General features: G+C 64.7%; 16 protein-coding genes. 9 read left to right on the forward strand and 7 right to left on the reverse strand.

What is annotated here, in order from left to right; all coding sequences use genetic code 11:
* Positions 1–59: 59 nt before the first annotated feature.
* The 6 genes from AAFP32_RS11855 (at position 60) to AAFP32_RS11880 (ending at position 9,405) form a co-directional block, all read left to right on the forward strand.
* Positions 60–638 carry a hypothetical protein gene (locus tag AAFP32_RS11855; RefSeq protein WP_029416642.1) on the forward strand — a complete coding sequence of 193 codons (579 nt, stop codon included), beginning with the start codon at positions 60–62 and terminating at the stop codon, positions 636–638.
* Positions 635–2,419, forward strand: a complete 1,785-nt coding sequence (locus tag AAFP32_RS11860; protein WP_350269286.1) for a type IV secretory system conjugative DNA transfer family protein — start codon at positions 635–637, stop codon at positions 2,417–2,419. The genes AAFP32_RS11855 and AAFP32_RS11860 overlap by 4 nt, the downstream gene beginning before the upstream one ends.
* 231 nt (positions 2,420–2,650) lie before the next feature.
* Positions 2,651–3,205 (forward strand): hypothetical protein, encoded by a 555-nt coding sequence (locus AAFP32_RS11865; RefSeq protein WP_009881992.1) that lies wholly within the window; start codon positions 2,651–2,653, stop codon positions 3,203–3,205.
* A gap of 41 nt (positions 3,206–3,246) precedes the next feature.
* Complete coding sequence (locus AAFP32_RS11870) at positions 3,247–8,229, forward strand: helicase-related protein (protein ID WP_350269287.1); 4,983 nt, start codon at positions 3,247–3,249, stop codon at positions 8,227–8,229.
* Between the two features lie 103 nt (positions 8,230–8,332).
* Positions 8,333–8,797, forward strand: coding sequence for a single-stranded DNA-binding protein (locus AAFP32_RS11875; protein WP_009881989.1), 465 nt, complete (start codon positions 8,333–8,335; stop codon positions 8,795–8,797).
* An 11-nt stretch (positions 8,798–8,808) separates the two neighbouring features.
* A complete protein-coding gene (locus AAFP32_RS11880) occupies positions 8,809–9,405 on the forward strand; it encodes a hypothetical protein (protein WP_009881988.1) in 597 nt (198 codons plus the stop codon).
* A gap of 65 nt (positions 9,406–9,470) precedes the next feature.
* On the opposite strand, the gene AAFP32_RS11885 is transcribed toward AAFP32_RS11880, so the two are convergent.
* Positions 9,471–10,205 (reverse strand): DUF6349 family protein, encoded by a 735-nt coding sequence (locus tag AAFP32_RS11885; protein WP_009881987.1) that lies wholly within the window; start codon positions 10,203–10,205, stop codon positions 9,471–9,473.
* Between the two features lie 231 nt (positions 10,206–10,436).
* Here AAFP32_RS11885 and AAFP32_RS11890 point away from each other — a divergent pair, with 231 nt between their 5' ends.
* Together AAFP32_RS11890 and AAFP32_RS11895 are read left to right on the forward strand one after the other, a co-directional pair.
* Positions 10,437–10,829 carry a sulfate permease gene (locus AAFP32_RS11890; RefSeq protein ID WP_350269288.1) on the forward strand — a complete coding sequence of 131 codons (393 nt, stop codon included), beginning with the start codon at positions 10,437–10,439 and terminating at the stop codon, positions 10,827–10,829.
* A 10-nt stretch (positions 10,830–10,839) separates the two neighbouring features.
* Positions 10,840–11,190, forward strand: coding sequence for a hypothetical protein (locus AAFP32_RS11895; RefSeq protein WP_009881985.1), 351 nt, complete (start codon positions 10,840–10,842; stop codon positions 11,188–11,190).
* Positions 11,191–11,246: 56 nt separating this feature from the next.
* Here the strand turns inward: AAFP32_RS11895 and AAFP32_RS11900 are convergent, their stop codons facing one another.
* The 6 genes from AAFP32_RS11900 to nrdH all read right to left on the reverse strand — a co-directional run bounded on the left by AAFP32_RS11900 (position 11,247) and on the right by nrdH (position 17,092).
* The gene (locus tag AAFP32_RS11900) at positions 11,247–11,501 is read right to left on the reverse strand and encodes a helix-turn-helix domain-containing protein (protein WP_308297939.1); all 255 of its coding nucleotides are present in this window, start codon (positions 11,499–11,501) and stop codon (positions 11,247–11,249) included.
* The gene (locus AAFP32_RS11905; protein ID WP_350269289.1) at positions 11,488–12,804 is read right to left on the reverse strand and encodes a site-specific integrase; all 1,317 of its coding nucleotides are present in this window, start codon (positions 12,802–12,804) and stop codon (positions 11,488–11,490) included. Before AAFP32_RS11905 ends, AAFP32_RS11900 begins: the two co-directional genes overlap by 14 nt.
* 365 nt (positions 12,805–13,169) lie before the next feature.
* A complete protein-coding gene (gene nrdF / locus AAFP32_RS11910; RefSeq protein ID WP_101621004.1) occupies positions 13,170–14,150 on the reverse strand; it encodes a class 1b ribonucleoside-diphosphate reductase subunit beta in 981 nt (326 codons plus the stop codon).
* A 146-nt stretch (positions 14,151–14,296) separates the two neighbouring features.
* The gene (gene nrdE, locus AAFP32_RS11915) at positions 14,297–16,423 is read right to left on the reverse strand and encodes a class 1b ribonucleoside-diphosphate reductase subunit alpha (RefSeq protein WP_101621011.1); all 2,127 of its coding nucleotides are present in this window, start codon (positions 16,421–16,423) and stop codon (positions 14,297–14,299) included.
* Between the two features lie 5 nt (positions 16,424–16,428).
* Complete coding sequence (nrdI, locus tag AAFP32_RS11920; protein WP_350269290.1) at positions 16,429–16,842, reverse strand: class Ib ribonucleoside-diphosphate reductase assembly flavoprotein NrdI; 414 nt, start codon at positions 16,840–16,842, stop codon at positions 16,429–16,431.
* A gap of 1 nt (position 16,843) precedes the next feature.
* Positions 16,844–17,092, reverse strand: a complete 249-nt coding sequence (gene nrdH, locus AAFP32_RS11925; RefSeq protein ID WP_092106910.1) for a glutaredoxin-like protein NrdH — start codon at positions 17,090–17,092, stop codon at positions 16,844–16,846.
* Positions 17,093–17,660: 568 nt separating this feature from the next.
* Between nrdH and AAFP32_RS11930 the strand changes: the two genes are divergently transcribed.
* Positions 17,661–18,656: an AAA family ATPase gene (locus AAFP32_RS11930; protein ID WP_101641755.1), complete on the forward strand. Its 996-nt coding sequence runs from the start codon at positions 17,661–17,663 to the stop codon at positions 18,654–18,656.
* Positions 18,657–18,667 lie beyond the last annotated feature (11 nt).

The following is an 18,667-nucleotide window of genomic DNA, read 5'->3' on the forward strand; positions in this document are numbered from 1 at the left end:
CCACGGTTCCGAATGCGGCTTCGGTGGGGCCCTGGTCGCGCCGGCGTGCACCTGCCTGCATGAGCAAGAATCCCAGCCCCAGCCTGCCCCCGGTGTCCATGCCCACCGTCATGCTGAACGTCAACGATGACGGGACGATCACCGTCACGGTCGACGAGACGCCCCTGCCGCCCCCACCCGATCCCGGAGTGTGGCGACGCGGTGCGTTCCCGCAGATCATCGACCTCGCCTCGAACGACCGCGCGTTCCCGGTGCGGGTCGAAGTCCATGAGAACGACGGGACCGCCTTCACCGACATCGTCCCGGCCATCATCCGCCGCACCCCCGCCCCGGACCCCCTCGACCCCGACGCCGAGGCCGACCCCGCCGTGGAGACCACCCGCGAGGACGACGGGCAGGAGGTCGCGGCACCGGCCCATGTCGGGCAGGCCGAGACGGTGGAGGTCACGGCGACGCGGATGGGATTCGCACCCGGTGAGGCCCTCGCCGTGGCCGTGGTCACCGGCCAGGTCGAGGCCACCGAGACCGGGGACGCTCGGGTCCAGCTCGACCGCGACCTCATCGAGGGCCTGGGCATCAGCGAGGTCATCTTGCTCGGGCGCACCTCGAAGGCGCTGGTCGTGCGGGAGATCTCGTGAGCTCCCCGGCCGGACGCCAGACCGGCTCCATGGGCGATGAGCTGACGACCTTCGCGATCATCGGGCTCATCGGCCTGTTCGCCGTGGCCCTGGTCCTGCGCCTGGCCGGCTCCCTGACCGCACTGCTGACCGGCAGCCCTGCACCGGAAGCAGGACCGGCCGCCGGGGCGCTGGTCCTCATCCACCCCACCAATCCCGGTGTCGCCTTGCAGGCCGAGGACCTCAACGCGATCGTGTACTGGCTGGTCGCGGCCCTACTGCTCTCCACGGTCGCGGCGGCGATCACCTGGGTGTGGTCGCTGATCCGCCGTCGCACCCAGCAGGTCGAGAAGGAGCCGAGGCGTCTGGCCGGGGTCGCCACCCGCCAGGATCTGGCCCAGGCGACCTCGCCGAAGGCTCTGCTGGGCCGGGCTGGGAACCTGCGCCCGTCCTTGGAGAACCCGGCCCCGAAGGATGTGGGCTACCTGCTGGGCACCTCGCACGGCAAGCAGGTCTGGGCCTCGGTCGAAGACTCCCTCCTGCTCATCGGCCCGCCCCGGTCCGGCAAGGGCCTGCACGTGGTCATCAACACGATCCTCGATGCCCCGGGCGCGGTGGTGACCACCAGCACCCGCCCGGACAACCTCACCGCGACCCTGCGGGCGCGCAAGCGCATCGGCCCGGTCGCGGTCTTCGACCCCCAGCACCTCGCCGAGAGCCTACCGGCCGGGTTGCGGTGGTCGCCGATTCGCGGCTGCGCGGACCCGCTGACGGCGATGATCCGCGCCAACGGGCTGGCCGCAGCGACCGGGCTGAGCTCGGGCGGTGTGGAAGGCGGAGGATTCTGGGAGGGCAAGACCCGCTCGGCCCTGCAGGCCCTGCTGCACGCCGCCGCCATCGACGCCCGGCCACCGGAGGAACTGTTCCGCTGGACCCTGGATCCCAGTGCCGCCAGCGACGCGGTGGCGATCCTGACCAACTCGCCGCAGGCTGCCGGAGGGTGGGCGGATTCCTTGCAGTCGATGATCGATGCCGACCCGCGCACCCGCGACTCCATCTGGCAGGGCGTGAGCCTGTCGCTGAGTGCCCTGGCCGATCCGCGGGTCCTCGATGCCGTCTCACCCCGGGACGGGGAGGACTTCGACCCGGAGGCGTTCCTCCGCGAGTCCGGCACCCTCTACCTGCTGGCCACCGGCGCCGGAGCCGGGGCCAGTGCCGCACTGGTGGCAGCACTGGTCGAAGACCTCATCGAGACCGCCCGGCGGATGGCAGCACGGGCTCCCGGAGCCCGGCTGGACCCGCCGATGCTGCTGGCCCTGGACGAGATCGCGAACTTGGCGCCGTTGCCCTCGCTGCCCACGCTCATGGCTGAGGGCGGAGGTACCGGGATCACCACGATGCCGGTCCTGCAGTCCCTGGCCCAGGCTCGGGATAAGTGGAACGAGCATCAGGCCAACGCCATCTGGGACGCCGCGATCGTCAAACTCCTGTTGGGCGGGGCGTCGAACAGCAAGGACCTCCAAGACCTGTCCAACCTGATCGGCGAGCGGGATGAGTTCACCGACAGTGTCACCCTCGGCGATCACGGATCTCGATCCTCCCAGCGCTCCATCCGCCGGGTCGCGGTGTTGCCGCCCGAGCGGATCCGCCTGCTGCCCTTCGGGACCGCGGTGACGCTGCTGCGCTCGGCCCCGCCGATCATCACGGACCTGCGCCGCTGGCCCGACCGCACCGACGGGGCGCAGCTGAAGACGGATCGGGCCGAGATCGAGGCCCTGCTCGAGACCACCCCTGACACCTGAGATGCACCCACCCCCGATGCGTTTGTGCCTGAACGGGCGCGAGATACCGGCGGGTGTGCTGGAAGGAGACCGCGATGGCACGGCGTAGCCGCCAGCCCGCCCCGGGACAGCTGGAGTTCGACCTGTGGGGCACCTCGGAGACCGAGGCGGCAAAACAGATCGAGAACGACCGCACCAGCCCGGAGACCAACACACCGGCTGAGACCGACGAACAGGAAGCCGAGGCCACCGATGAACCACTACGGAACGAAAGCCCTGGAGCACTGGCGTCGCCACGCCCCGCACCGGCTGGAGGAGATCCAGGATCAGGAGACGTTCTTCACCGAGCTGGGCGAGCAGATCGCGACCCAGATCGTGGAACTGACGATCCAGATCGAGACCGGTCGCTTCGCCCCTCTGGCGATGGCGGGCTCTTCGCGAGAGAATGGGAGGTACCTACAGGAGGTCTCGCGCCGAATAACGGCACGACGGATCGCGGAGGAGGTCGTGATGGACGAGCTGGTCTGGATGCAGGATCCGAGCCTGTCGATCGACGAAGCCCGCGAGGAGTGGGAGCAGACCCGGCCAGCAGATTCGAATCTGGTCAGCTGGGCCGAGAGGATTCAGGACTCCCCGGACCTGGCCCCGCCGACAGCCGAGCTGGAGGAGAAAGCCAAGGACTGGGCCCTGCCGGTGTGGTTCCTCGAGGGCCTGATCGCAGCGGAGATCCCGGGCCAGTACGCCCAGGAGCACGAGAAGGTACTGACGGAGGCCGCGAGCGTGCGGTTCCTGCGCGAAGTCCACTAACTCCCACCGCGCCGCGGTTCGACCCGCGCACCCATCCTGGCGTGCCCTCCGGTGCCCGGGCACGTTACAGCGCCAACCTCGATGCCCTGGGACTGGCCCGCGTCCTGGACGAGGAGCAGCGCCCGGCCACCGAACAGGAACAGGCCGTGCTGGCCGGCTGGTCCAGCTGGGGTGCCCTCCCGGAAGTTTTCGATCCGCGCAACGACCAGTGGGCCGAGCAGCGCGAGGAACTGCGCGCTCTGCTCTCGGAGCAGGAGTGGGACGATGCGGCCCGCACGACCCTCAACGCCCACTACACGTCTCCGTTGGTCGCCCCCGAGCTCTGGCGGGCCATGACCTCGCTGGGCTTCACCGGCGGAGAGGTCCTCGAACCCGGCTCCGGCTCCGGCACATTCATCGGCCTGGCCCCACCGGATGCACGCATGACCGGCGTGGAACTGGACCCGGTCACCGCCAGCATCAGCCGCCACCTCTACCCGCACGCGGACATTCGAGCGGAGTCTTTCGCCGAGACCCGCCCCGCCCACGGGCAGTTCGATGCGGTGATCGGCAACGTCCCCTTCGGCAAGATCGTCCTCCACGATCCGGTCGATAACCCCACCCGGCAGTCGATCCACAACCACTTCATCCTCAAGTCCCTACGCGCGACCCGCCCCGGCGGGCTCGTCACGGTGTTGTCCTCGCGCTACACCCTCGATGCCCAGAACCCAGGCGCGCGGCGGGAGATGGCCTTGCTGGCCGACCTCGTCGGCGCTGTGCGCCTGCCCACCGGCACCCATCAGCGCACCGCCGGGACGGAGGCGATCACCGACGTGTTGATCTTCCGCCGCCGTGACGAAGACCAGCCGCCGGCCGATGACCTCTGGGAGACCGTCACTCCCGTGACTCTCGACGGGCAAGAGATCAAGATTAACGGCTACTTCGACACCCACCCCGAGCACGTGCTGGGCACGATGAGCATCAGCCAGGGCATGTATGGCGCCGAGAGCCTTCGGGCCGACGGCGACCTCGACCATGTCGCCGAGGATCTGCGCACGACCTTGGAGCAGATCACCTTCACCGCCCGCCGTAAAGGCCAGACGATGACCGCGCGCACCACCCCGGTCGGGCAGGCACCGGCGGTGGCCGCCACCGGCAGCGCACCGCGGACGTGGGACGGAACCATTCTGGCCACCGACGACGGAGGATTCGCCACGATCAACGGTGGTTCCCTGGAGCCGTTGAAGGTGCCGAAGAACGCGACCCGGGAGATGACCGCCCTGCTGGGACTGCGGGACTCGGCCACGCATCTGCTCAAGCTCGAAGCCGCCACCGCCGATGACACCGAGGAGATCACCACGGCCCGGGAGAGCCTGCGACGGGACTACCAGAAATACCTCGGCACCTTTGGGCCCTTGAACCGCTTCTCCTGGCGGCGGACCGGACGCACCAACGACGCCGGTGAGGAGACCCACGCCCGCATCATGCCCACCCCGCTGCGGCTGCTGCGCTCAGATCCCTTCGGCGCACTGGTGACCGCGCTGGAGGAATTCGACGACTCCACCCAGACCGCGAGCCCCGCGACGATCCTCTCCCGCCGGGTCGTCGCCCCACGCGCGGAGGTCCAAGGTGCCGACACCCCGGCCGACGCGGTCGCTCTGAGTCTGGATCGCACCGGTGGCATCGACCTGCCGCTGATCGCGGACATGCTCGGCATGGACGAGACCGAGACCCGGCAGGCGCTGACCGGGCTGGTCTACACCGACCCAGTCACCGACGCCCTCGTCCATGCCCCGGAATACCTCAGCGGCGATGTGCGCACGAAACTCGCCCAGGCCAAGGACCGCGCCGCCGAGGACCCGGACTTCCAGACTAACGTCGAGGCGCTGACCGACGTGCAGCCCGAGGACCTCGGCGTCGAGGACATCACGGCCCGGTTCGGGGCCGTGTGGATCAGTCCCGCCATTCACCAGCAGTTCCTCGCAGAGATCCTGCGCACCGAGCAGGTCCGGGTCGAGAATCCGCTGCCGGGCATGTGGGACGTCCGCGGGGGCCGGTCCGGGCTGCAGGCGACCAGCGAATGGGGCACCGAACGCCGTCCGGCCCCAGCCATCGCCCAAGCGCTGATGGAACAGAAGGCCATCATCGTCAAAGACGAGATCGAAGGCCCTGACGGCAAACCCCAGATGGTCCTCAACGCCACCGAGACCACCGCGGCTCAGGAGAAGGCCGAGACGATGCAGGCCCGGTTCGCCGAATGGGTGTGGGAAGACCCCGAGCGGGCCAAGGGCCTGGTCGATGAGTACAACACCCGGTTCAACAACATCGTGCTACGCGACTACTCCATGGCCGGGGAATACCTGAGCTTGCCGGGGATGGCGGAGACGTTCACCCCGCGCCCGCATCAGCGGGCCGCGGTCGCGCGGATGATCGCCGAACCCTCCACCGGCCTGTTCCACGAGGTCGGAGCCGGGAAGACGGCCGAGGCGATCATGGGCGCGATGGAGATGCGCCGGATGGGACTGATCAGCAAGCCGCTGATCGTCATCCCGAACCACATGCTCGCCCAGTTCAGCTCCGAGTGGCTGCAGATCTACCCGCAGGCCCGGATTCTCGCTGCGTCGAGCAAGGACGTCACCGCCGATAAGCGTCGCTCCTTCGTTGCTCGCGCCGCGGCCAACGACTGGGACGGCATCCTGCTCACGCAATCGGCGTTTTCAAAGATCCCCTTGCGTCAGAGCACTCAGCAGGACTACATCCGCGGACAGGTGGTCGACCTCCGGCGCGTGCTGGAAAACGCCGAGGCCGGTGATGCGATGAGCGTCAAACGCATCCAGCGCAAGCTGGTCAACCTGGAGAACAAGCTCAAGGAACGCCTGGACACCAGCCGCGACGTGGGAGTGTGCTTCGAGGACACAGGCATCGATTACCTCGTCATCGACGAACTGCACATGTACAAGAACCTGGCCACGGAGTCCAACATCTCCGATGCCGCGATCGAGGGCTCCGGGCGCGCCAGTGACCTGGACATGAAGCTGACCTATCTGCGCGACCAGGGCAAGGACCGGGTGGTGACCGGGATGACGGCCACCCCGATCTCGAACAGCATCACCGAGGCCTTCGTAATGCAGAAGTACCTGCGTCCGGACCTGCTCGACACGGCCGGTGTGCAGGCCTTCGATGCGTGGGCGGCCACCTTCGGTGAGACCAGCACGGACATGGAGATGTCCCCGACCGGCAGCTTCCGGCTCAAAACCAGGTTCTCCCGGTTCACCAACGTCCCGGAGATGCTGCGCATGTGGTCCACCTTCGCCGATGTGAAAACCGCCGAGGACCTCCAGCTTCCGGTGCCCGATATCGCTGAGCGCGACGACGGCTCCCGCGCCCCGTCCACGGAGGTCGTCCAGCCCACCGCCGAGCTCGAAGACTTCGTCGCCGACCTAGGTGACCGGGCCGAGAAAGTCGCCGCCCGCTTGGTGACGCCGCGTGAGGACAACATGCTGACCATCAGCACCGATGGCCGCAAGGCAGCCTTGGACATCCGCCTGGTCCTCGACGATCAGCCCACCGGGCCGACGAAAGTCGATGTGGCCGCCGATACGATCGCCCGCGTCTGGGAGCAGACCCGCGACAACGAATACCTCGACCCGGCCACCGGGCAGCCGGCCGCGGCCCGTGGGGCGCTGCAGCTGGTCTTCGCCGATATCGGCACCCCGAACCCCGATCAGTGGAACGCCTACGACGAGCTGGCCGCTCAACTGGTGCTGCGCGGGATGCCCGGCGAGTCGATTCGCTTCATCCACGAAGCCAAGTCTGATATCGACAAGGCCCGACTCTTCGCCGCAGCCCGGGCCGGGCACGTCGCGGTGCTCATCGGATCGACCCAGAAAATGGGGGTCGGCACGAACATCCAAGCACGCGCGGTGGCGCTGTATCACATGGACTGCCCCTGGCGGCCCTCCGATATCGCCCAACGCGAGGGCCGCATCCTGCGCCAGGGCAACCAGAACCCGGAAGTCGGGGTGGTGCGCCTGGTCACCGAGAAGAGCTTCGACGCGTACATGTGGCAGGCCGTGGAGCGCAAAGCGAAGTTCATCTCCCAGATCATGCGCGGGTCCCTCGATGTCCGCGAGGTCGAAGAAATCGACTCCGCCGAGCTCTCAGCCGCCGAGGCCAAAGCGATCAGCTCCGGCAACCCCTTACTGCTGGAACACTCCACGATCCAGGCCGAGGTCGCCAAGCTGCACCGCCTCGAGCGCGCCCACTCCCGAAACGAGTCCATGCTCGAACACACCCGCCTCCGCGCCCGCGAGGACATCACCCGGCACGAGGAGGAGATCACCGGTCTCGAACAGGCCGCAGGCCAGGTCACCGACACCTCGGGAGAGAATTTCCGCATCACGCTGGCCGGACACAGCTACGACTCGCGCACCGACGCCGGCCATGCCCTCGCCCAGTGGGCGCACCGGGAAGGTGTGACGTGGGCGCCGAAGCACATCGGCCGCGACTACGGAACCCTCGGGCAGATCAGCGGCTTCGACATCACCGTGGCCACGGTCCCGTCTTTGGGGGATGAGCCCTCGGTCGAAATCGCCCTGGCCGATGTCCCACGCAGCGCCACCGTGGTCGGACGAGAGACGTTCCTGGCCGGCGGGGCGGGAGTGATCCAGCGCATCGAGAACCGAGTCTCCGGCATCCCCACCCTGTTGGAGCGCGCCCGATCCGACCTGGCCGAGGCCGAGCAGTCCCTGGCCGAGGCCCAAGAGCGCATCGGCAAGCCCTTCCGGCACACCGAGGCCCTGGCCGAGGCGGAGCAGAACCTCGCACAGGTCGAGAAGAAGCTGGCCGCCACCCGGAAGAACAACCCCGAGCAACAGCCCGGGCAGCCACAGACCGGGCAGGATCGCGGCCGGGAACTGACGGTCGAGGCAGTGCGCGCTCATCGGCCCGCACTCGGGGTCAAAGCCGATCCGTCCCGGACCCCGGACCCGATACCGGAGGCATCGCGCTCAAGTGCCGCAGGCGGGTTCGACCGTCGCCTGTAGCCGGCCCCGCTGGCCTCCGAGGACTACCGGACGGGGCGTGCACCTGTCTGCCAGCAGCGAGCAGAGGTTCTGATCGCCAGGCACACAGGAAGGAGGCCGGATCATGGCCATGAAGACCGGCACATCGGTCTCGGGGTTCATCGCCACGGACCCCAAACTGACCTATGGGCAGCAAGGCGTCGCCCGGTTCTACGCCCGGATGGGAATCGAACACTACCGACGCGAGGAAGACGGCACGTTCACACAGCTCGAGCCGTCGTTTCACGATCTCGTCGTCTACCGCAAGAGCGCCGAACACGCCGCAGAAGCCTTCGCCAAGGGCGACCGCTTCGTCGCCGACGGATACGTACGCCCCTATACCTACGAGCGTGAGGGACGCCAGGTCGGTGGCGAAGAATTCGTCGCCCGCAAGATCGGCCACGACGCCGCCCGCTCGACGTACACCGTCGACCGGACCCCACGGGATGAGGGCCTGACCCAGGAGCAAGTCACCGCCCAGCGGGCGCAGGCCTTCGAGGCCCCCGAGCGCCCAGCCCAGCAGCCCGAGACCGTCGCGATGGGCCAGTAGGAGGAACCCTCATGGATGACGACGACATCACCCCCGGCCCGGAAGAAGTCCCCGAGCTGGACGAGCCCGAACCCGAGGACCTGCCCACCCCGCCCAGTGACGGGCCCGCGGCCCTGGACGAGCCGCCGGGGCCGGTGAACTGGAACCTGCTGACCGCCGAGCAGGCCGAGGAGGCCTGGCTGGAGCTCAACCGGTGGGTGGACTGGCTGCGCCACGCCTTCGGGCTCCCGGCCGCGGTGATCCCGCCGCACTGGCATCGTCACCCCGAGTTGGTCTGGGAGCTGAGCGCCTTGCACATCCACTGGCTCTGCGCCTACGACCCGCAGCAAAACGGATCGGCACCGATCGGCTGGCTACGCGATTTCGCGGACTCCCGGCAGCGGCTGCGCGACTGGGTCGCCGCGTCCGGAACCCGGCTGGATCGAGACCGTCCGACCCGGCAGACGATCTGGCCCGGCGAGGAACAGGCCGAGCCGATCGAGGACGCCGCGATCACCGACCGGGACGCCGACTTCGTGGCCTTCGTCGTCTCCGACGTCGCCCGCCGGGAACAGGCTGAGGAGGACTTCTACGCTCGGCTGGACCCCGAGACCGGTGAACTGACCTGACCCACCCGCCGCACAGTCTGGGGGCCGGAACCGATCTCGGTTCCGGCCCTCCTCGTATGCTCGTCTCACTGGGACAGGGCACGGCCTGCCGGGCTGGACTGCCCGGGCTGCGAGGCCGGTACGAACGGCGGCAGCTCACGTCGCGGTGCCCGTGAGGGCACCTGAGGTGCGGCGGGGCGTTCGAGTGCGGTGTGGGAGAGGTCGTAGCCGCCCCACGGCGAGTAATGGTGCACATGCCGGGTGCCGTAGGGCCCGCGCTCGGTGATGATCGGCGCGCCGGGAACCTGCATGTGCTGCGGGTAGCGCTCGGTGATCCACTTCATGGCCAGCTTCGACAGGCTCGAGCCGCCATCTCGGACACGGATCGTCGCCGGTAGAACAGGCAGGTCACGCCAACCGGGCACCGCGTGATCGTGCCACTGCTCGATGACGGAGTTCTCGTCGCCGATCACGTGCCACTCGCACGGCTCGCAGATCATCTGCTCCAGCATTCCGCCGGGGCCTTCGTGACCGTCCTCGGGGCCGAGCTCGGCTTCGAAGATCTCGCCGCGGTGCCCGCCGAACTCGGTGCCGGTCCCGTTCCAGCCTTCCCGGTGCCACATGTGGCTGCGCTTCCACGAGCCCATGGAGCCGTTGAGGAACTTCCAGTGCTCGAACGCCTCATCAAGCTGCGCGGGCGGGAAGTAGTCCCGCGTGAACCCCAGCGGTGCACCGCCCCATTCGTCCAGGCGTGCACGTGCTTCCTCGCGGGCCATCTCGTCGAAGTCGAACGCGAACTGTCCCTCGATGTGTTCTGGCATGATCCTGACCTCCCTCTCGAGGGCAGGTACGCAGCAAGGGGTCGGCGCACCGATAAGCCGGTTGGCCGCAGTCGCACTTCCCTGTGTCAGCCCGGATTGGTAGGATGTGATCTAGGCGATACAAGTTAGCTACGCTGCCGCACCAGCTGGATGCGGTGGTTGACAGTCCAGGGGAACCGGCCCCCGGCACGTCCCTCCCGAAGATGAGTCGCCTCCTGGGAGGACTGAGCCATGCTCCGCGCCATACTCGTCACCAGCATCCGTACCCGCGGCATCCTGCGGGCCTGGTTGCCCAGCAACATCGTGCTCGACCTGATCCGCACCCGTGCGGGTTTGAAGTGGGGCGTGCCGGCCATGCTCATCGCAGCTCCCTATCTCGCCATCGCGCAGTGGGCCACCACCACCATCGAGCACGGCGGCCCCGGCTTCCTGCACCTGGTCTTCCTCGTGTGCGTGTGGTCGGCGTTGAAGTTCCTCATCATGGGACCGATCAGCCTGGTCACGCTGATCGTGGTGCGAGCAAAGGAACGCGCCCGTGGTCGGCGCGACGATGTAGAACGCTCAGCCCCTCGCGCTGCCGGGGATCGGAGCGGAACACTACCCGGTGAGCGGTGGGTGCCCTAGAGTCGGAGGCATGGACTTCGCAACGGCCCGAGACGAGGAAGTCGCACGTAATCTCGCCAGCAGGGCGTTCTCCCGGCACGTGGGGTTCGACAGCATCGGGGCTCTCGATACCGAAGGTGCGGATGTGCTCCGGCAGAGCATCGTCCGTGCCTGGGAACAAGCCGGTTCCCCGGTCGGCGTGCTCCACCGGGCGGCGGTCCTCTGCGCAAAGCTTCCCCGACTGGTCGACGAGAATCAGCTTCCCGCCGACCTCGAAACTGCGGGAGTCTCCCGCGAGCGTGAGATCGCCTTAGCCAAGCAGGCCTCCACCTTTCTCGCCGCGATCGCGGCCGACGTCGATACCGCATCAGACGTGGAATAACCAGATCGTGGCAGCGAAGACGGGGTGAGCATGTACGCTCACCCCGTCTCTGTGCATCATCTAACCGATGGCATCTCGATGATCAGACTTCGCCGAAGCTCTTCCGGGTCCACCCGGATCAAGCGTCCGACTCGATACCCATGGATAGTTCCATCGGAGATCCGCCGTCGTAGTGTCTTGACGGAGATCCCTAGTTGGTCCGCCGCGTTGGCGAGCGATACCAGGGTCTGCGCGGACTCATCGGGTCGTTTACGTTGGTCCATGATGGTTCCTTCCAGCGAGCAGGGTCCTTTCCCCTCACAGGTGTCCATCGCCGTCCGGAGATGACGCGGCTTCACCGTTTTCCTTCTTGCGGAGATGAGCCTCCACGCGATCGCTCATCCGGTCTGCGAGTTCACGGTCGCGGGCCATCGTGGCGTGCTGGTATCGAAGCACGACGCGCATGTCCGAATGGCCTCCCCGTCTCATCAGCTCGGCGAGCGTTGCTCCCTCCTGCGCGAAGATCGTGAGGCCGGTGTGCCGTAGGTCGTGGAATCGGAACCCTGAGTCGATGACGTCCACGGCGTCTTTCGCCTCGCTCCAGACGTTCCACCAGCGGGTGTTCGACAGCGGCACGCTGCCTTGAACGCTGGCCGCGATCACTGGAGCCTTGGCCTCCTTCGCTACGTAGTCGCGCAGGTGTTCCCAGAGGCGATCACGCATGATCCGTGGCACGCTCAGAGACCGCTTGCCCGCTTCACTCTTCGGATCGGTAAAGTCCCCGGTGTTCGCGTTGAGCTGCCTGCGTACGTGGAGGATGGCACTGCCATCGGGGCGCCATTCGATGTCGCGACGCTGCAAGCCCAGGCACTCCCCGCGTCGCAGCTGGCACCAAGCGGCCAGCAAGACCGCGATGGCCCACCGCTTGGGCATGGCATCGTAGAGAGCCTCGACCTGTGCCGGGGTCGCCACGTCTTCACCGGGGTCGTGGTCGGCATCATGGCGAACAGGCTTCTGCCGAGGCATGGGCACGTCCGGTTCCTTGGCGATGATGCCGTCTCTGGCGGCCTGCCGCAGGATCATCATGAGAACGATGAGCACCGGGCGTGTGACTCCGTTGAACTTCGATTTGGGATTGAGTGGGGAAGGGATCTTGTCCAGCTTGTCGGTCATGAGCCGGATCCGCTCTTTGTCGATGTCTCGAATGGGGGTGTCATCGAACTCGGGAATGAGGTAGCCGTTGACCTTGCCCTTGTAGGAACGGATTGTTCCTTCGGAGCGCATCTTGCCGCTGCGATTTGGCTGGGTGCGGATCATCTCGATCCAGCGGTCGGCGTACTCGGTGAAGCCGATCGTGCGAGCAGCTTCTGCCTCGGCTTCGGCACGTCGGCGTGTGGCCTGGACCTCTGGTATCTCCCACGTCCCGAGCGCGATCTTCGTGTGCACACTAGACAGCCAGGTTCGGGCGTCCGTCTTGGTCTGGAACGTCAGGGCCTTGTCGTCTTCGGTTCGCGCCGTATGGGTCTCACTGTCCGGGCCGGGGTAGCGCGCCTGCCATCGACCGGATGGGAGCTTGCGCAGGCTCCCCCAGGCCTCTCGTGGAGACGCCTTCTTCTCCTTCGTCGTCGCGCTCATCGTGTCCTCCAGTCGCCTCGAACGGACTGGAGCGGACGGTCGTGCCACTTCGTGCCACTAGATCTTCTTGCCTCCTCGAAACCGCTTCTGGCCTCGGGTTTTGCCGCCTCGCGGTGGTCGTCAGTGGCACGAAGTGGCACGACATTGTGGGTGCTCCTCCACCAAAATCGCGTGTGTGAAGGCGTCCGCTCTCGGGTGGAAGGTGTGTCCGTGCCACCCGTGTGCCATGCCGAACGGGTACTGATGTTCATCTGTGCTCTCCTCTGTCCTTCGGATGGAGGCACGAAAAAAGGCCCGGACCTGCAGAAACCTGCAGGTCCGGGCCTCCCATCAGCCCTTTCGGGCCTCGAGCAAGCTACGGGGTCTCAGAAGTCCCAGTCGTCGTCTTCAGTCTGTTCTGCCTTGCCGATGACGTAGGAGGAACCGGAGCCGGAGAAGAAGTCGTGGTTCTCGTCGCTGTTGGGTGAGAGAGCCGCGAGGATCGCCGGGTTGACCTCGGTGACCTCCTTCGGGAACATCGCTTCGTACCCGAGGTTCATCAGGGCCTTGTTGGCGTTGTAATGGAGGAACATCTTGCAGTCCTCGGCCAGACCTACTGAGTCGTAGAGGTCGTGGGTGTAGGCAACCTCGTTCTCGTAGAGCTCGAACATGAGGTTCATCGTGTAGTCCTTGAGCTCCTGCTTACGCTCTTCGGACTGTGATTCCAGGCCCTTCTGGTACTTGTATCCGATGTAGTAGCCGTGGACCGCCTCGTCGCGGATGATGAGGCGGATGAGGTCTGCAGTGTTCGTCAGCTTCGCATGTGCAGACCAGTACATGGGCAGGTAGAAGCCCGAGTAGAAGAGGAATGATTCCAGCAGTGTGGAAGCAACCTTGCGCTTGAGCGGGTCATCACCTCGGTAGTAGCTGAGGATGATGTCGGCCTTGGACTGCAGGTAGGTGTTCTCGCGCGACCAACGGAACGCCTCGTCGATCTCCTTCGTCGAGCACAGGGTCGAGAAGATCGATGAATATGACTTCGCATGCACGCTCTCCATGAACGCAATGTTCGTCATCACTGCTTCCTCGTGCGGAGTAACCGCATCCGGAATCAGGGAGATCGCACCCACGGTGCCCTGAATCGTATCGAGCAATGTCAGACCGGTGAAGACGCGCATCGTCAGCGTCTTCTCCTCCTCAGTGAGTGTCGCCCATGACGGGATGTCGTTGCTCAGCGGCACCTTCTCGGGCAGCCAGAAGTTTCCGGTCAGACGGTCCCAGACATCGTCGTCGATCGGATCGATGACACGGTTCCAGTTGATGGCATCGACGTGCGACGCCAAAGTCAGATTCTCCAACGTTTCCATCTCTCTTCCAAGTTGCAGGTACGTCGTACGTACGTGTGGTCTGCCCAGCAGACGCAGAATGTTGAGCGCCCGGAGCCTGTGGGATGTGCAGACCCCGGGTCATGGGTTCAGCGGACCGGTTCACACCGGCCCGCTGAACCCATCGGTCACAGCATGCAGGAAACGCAGCCATCGACCTCGGTGCCCTGCAGCGCGAGCTGCCGCAACCGGATGTAGTAGATGGTCTTGATGCCCTTGCGCCATGCGTAGATCTGCGCCTTGTTGATGTCACGAGTCGTGGCGGTGTCCATGAAGAACAAGGTCAGCGACAGCCCCTGGTCGACGTGCTTCGTGGCCTCGGCGTAGGTGTCGATGATCTTCTCGTAGCCGATCTCGTAGGCATCCTGGTAGTACTCGAGGTTGTCGTTGTCCATGAAGGGAGCCGGGTAGTACACACGCCCGATCTTGCCCTCCTTGCGGATCTCGATCTTCGAGGCCACCGGGTGGATCGACGAGGTCGAGTTGTTGATGTAGGAGATCGAACCGGTGGGCGGAACTGCCTGCAGGTTCTGGTTGTAGATGCCGTGCTCGGCAACAGCCGCCTTGAGCTCACGCCAGTCATCCTGCGTCGGAATCTGCACGCCGGCCTCGGCGAACAGATCGGTCACACGCTGGGTGCGCGGTTCCCACACTTCATCGGTGTACTTGTCGAAGTATTCACCGGTTGCGTACTTCGACCTCTCGAAGCCGGCGAAGGTGGTCTGGCGTTCCTTCGCGATTTCCATCGATGCCCGCACACAGTGGTAGGCGACGGTGTAGAAGTACATGTTCGTGAAGTCCAGGCCCTCGTCTGAACCGTAGTAGACGTGCTCACGGGCGAGGTAGCCGTGGAGGTTCATCTGACCGAGCCCGATGGCGTGCGACATGTCGTTGCCGCGGGCGATCGAGGGAACCGACTGGATGTCGGAAGTCTCCGCGACAGCGGTCAATCCGCGGATCGCAGTCTCGATGGTCTGCCCGAAGTTCTCGGAATCCATCGTCAGTGCAATGTTGAGAGAACCGAGGTTGCAGGAGATGTCCTTGCCGATGACGTCGTATCCGAGATCGGAGTCGTACACGCTGGGCTCGGAGACCTGGAGGATCTCAGAGCACAGGTTCGACATGATGATCTTGCCGTCGATCGGATTGGCCCGGTTGACCGTGTCTTCGAACATGACATACGGATAACCGGACTCGAACTGGATCTCTGCCAAGGTCTGGAAGAACTCGCGTGCGCTGATCTTCTTCTTCTTGATGGCGGCGTTGTCGACCATCTCTTCGTACTTCTCTGAGACGTCGATGTCGGAGAAGGGCACACCGTAGACGCGTTCGACGTCGTAGGGGCTGAAGAGGTACATGTCCTCATTGCGCTTGGCCAACTCGAAGGTGATGTCCGGGATGACGACGCCCAGCGACAGGGTCTTGATCCGGATCTTCTCATCGGCGTTCTCACGCTTGGTGTCGAGGAACTTGTAGATGTCGGGGTGGTGGGCGTGCAGGTAGACGGCTCCGGCACCCTGACGCGCACCGAGCTGGTTGGCGTAGGAGAAGGAGTCTTCAAGCAGCTTCATGACTGGGATGACACCTGAGGACTGGTTTTCGATCTTCTTGATCGGGGCACCGGACTCACGGATGTTGGTCAGAGCGAAGGCCACACCGCCGCCGCGCTTGGACAGCTGCAGTGCGGAGTTGATGGAGCGGCCGATCGATTCCATGTTGTCTTCGATGCGCAGCAGGAAGCAGGAGACGAGCTCACCGCGCTGCTTCTTGCCCGCGTTGAGGAAGGTCGGCGTGGCCGGCTGGAAACGGCCGGTGATGATCTCGTCGACGAGCTGGGTGGCCAGCTTCTCGTCGCCGCGAGCCAGGAACAGGGCGACCATGACGACACGGTCCTCAAACCGTTCGAGGTAGCGCTTTCCGTCGAAGGTCTTCAGCGTATAAGAGGTGTAGAACTTGAAGGCACCGAGGAAGGTCTGGAACCGGAACTTCTGCCCATAGGCGTGCTTCGAGAGCTCTTCGATGAAGCCGAAGGAGTACTGGTCGAGGACCTCGGGCTCGTAGTATTCCTTCTCGACGAGGTAGTCGAGCTTCTCCTTGAGGTCATGGAAGAAGACGGTGTTGTTGTTGACATGCTGCAGGAAGTACTGCCTGGCAGCCTGTTTGTCACGCTCGAACTGGATCCGACCGTCTTGGTCGTACAGATTCAGCATGGCGTTGAGCGCATGGTAGTCAAGATCCGTCTCTTCGCGGATGATGTCTTCTACATTGCGGTCTTCAGCGAGCTCGCGCACAGTTTGTCCAATCCTAAATTCACTGCTTCGACGTCCTCTGGGGTTCCGAGGAGTTCGACACGGTACAGCACGGGTACATTGCATTTCGCGGCCACTTTGCGTGCCGCGCGACAGTATTCTTCGCCGAAGTTCGTATTTCCGGCGCCGATGACGCCGACGAGGTGGCGGCGATTCGATTCGATATTGAGGAACTTAATCACTTGCTTGGGCACAGCGCCTCTATTGGGGCCGGCCCCGTAGGTGGGAGTCACAAGAACGAACGGTTCGTCGATCGTCAGCGTCTCATCCTTTGTCAGCAGGGGAAGCCGGCGTGAGGGGTGCCGCAGCTTGCTGACGAAGCGGTCGGTGTACTCAGAGCTGCTCGAGTAGTAGACCAGGAGCATGTCAGGCCACGACTGAAACCGACGTCTGCTCTCCGGCCAGGGTGGCGATCTTGTCCGGGCGGAAACCTGACCAGTGGTCGTTGTCGGTGACTACGACGGGAGCCTGCATGTAGCCCATGGCCTTGACGACGTCCAAGGCGTTCTCATCGACACTGAGATCGACCGATTTGTACTTCAGCCCTTTGGCATCGAGCGCACGGTACGTGGCGTTGCACTGGACGCAAGCTGGCTTGGTGTACACGGTGATCATCGCGACTCCTCATTTCTGCACTTCGGCTTAGATTTCACGGCATGTCCACGTCGGATTCATGACCTTGACAATGATGAATATCACGCTGGTCAGGCCCGAGTGCGACCACTAGATGTTGTGTTCGGGTTCGACTCTACCCCTATATCCAGTGTTACACCACTGTTGTTTCGATCGTCCACACCCTGTGTTCAAACCGTCCACAGTCATCCACAGGTCGTGAACGACACCGACGTAGTTCGATCACCTGCGAGGACACTGGGCAACGGCGCCGAAACGCCCTATCCGGGCACCTCGCCCGGCAGCGTTTTCCACACCTGTCCACAGATAAAATTTCCACCTGTGGGCACTTCTTCGGCGTGTCACATTCGACTCCGCTTCCGCGTGCCCGAGATCCGTTTCCACGGTCGCTTCCACCTCCTTCCGCGCTTCGATTTCGCCCTGTCTTCCACAACTGTGTGTCGGTCTTCCAAGGGTATGTGTCGGTACTGACACGAAAGAGTCCAGTCCCGTGTCAGGGTCAGCCCATATGCTTGTTCTGTCAGCCAGTTGAGATTCGAGAGGCCCCACTATGACGGCAACGGCACCCGCCAACACTGAAGAGATCGCACACGCTCAGTCGATCCTCAACGGTCTGGAATCCTATCTGGACCATTTCGTCGTCGGACAGCAGCGCCTGCGCGAGAGTCTGCTCATCGGTCTCCTCTCCAGCGGCCATCTCCTCCTGGAGAGTGTTCCCGGGCTGGCAAAGACAACCGCGGCGGCAGCACTGGCCAATGCTGTGGACGGAAAGTTCTCCCGCATCCAGTGCACACCCGATCTGCTGCCCGCCGATATCATCGGATCACAGATCTACAACGCCCAGGAAGGCTCTTTCAACACAGTCCTGGGTCCGGTGCACGCCAACATCGTCCTCCTCGATGAGATCAATCGCTCGTCGGCGAAGACGCAGAGCGCCATGCTCGAGGCGATGCAAGAGAAGCAGACGACGATCGGTGGCCAGCGGTTCGAACTTCCCCGTCCATTCCTCGTCATGGCCACGCAGAACCCGATCGAACAGGAGGGCACCTATCAGCTTCCCGAAGCTCAACTCGACCGGTTCATGATCAAAGACCTACTCACCCATCCGAATCCAAATGAGGAGATGGAGATCCTGTCCCGTCTGGACTCGGGTGTCTTCGATCGCGACTCGGTACCGAAACCCTCCTGCACCCTCGAGGATGTGGAGACGCTGCAGAGTTATGCGCGCACCATCTACATCGACCCTTCGATCACCCGATACCTCATCGAACTCGTCCATGCGACCAGGAACACCGCAAAGTATCTGGGTCGCCTGGCCCCCTTCATCGAATATGGGGCCAGCCCTCGCGCTTCGATCGCCTTCACCAACGCGGGGCGGGCCCTGGCGATGATCCGCGGCCGCAACTACGTCATCCCCGAAGACATCAAGGATCTCGCCCACCGAATCCTCGCTCACCGCATCCAACTCAACTTCGAAGCCGCAGCGGAGAACATCACGAGTGCACAAATCGTCGATGCACTTCTCATGGCCGTCCCCACTCCCTGATCGGGTGCATC

The organism is Brevibacterium sp. CBA3109, from assembly GCF_040256645.1.
Lineage (GTDB): Bacteria > Actinomycetota > Actinomycetes > Actinomycetales > Brevibacteriaceae > Brevibacterium > Brevibacterium koreense.